The following is a 223-nucleotide window of genomic DNA, read 5'->3' as shown; positions in this document are numbered from 1 at the left end:
AAGATTATTAACTAAGGAAGATTGACATGACCGTTAATTACGATGAAATCATGGTCCGTTACGGCGAACTTTCGACTAAGGGCCACAACCGGAAGTCGTTCATCGACCGCCTCGGCAGCAATGTCCGCCACGCCGTCCATGATTTTCCGGACGTTAAAGTGCACCCCGGCCCCGACCGCTTACACGTGACCTTAAACGGGACGCCGAGTCAACCGGTGATAGA

General features: G+C 52.5%; 1 pseudogene. It reads left to right on the top strand.

The annotated features are described in order from the left end of the window. Positions 1-26: 26 nt before the first annotated feature. Positions 27-223: pseudogene (locus ACX9YW_RS23695) on the top strand (tRNA uracil 4-sulfurtransferase ThiI); the annotation flags it as partial.

The sequence above is a fragment of the Pseudoneobacillus rhizolycopersici genome (assembly GCF_054786815.1).
This window is presented reverse-complemented; position numbering and strand designations above follow the sequence as displayed.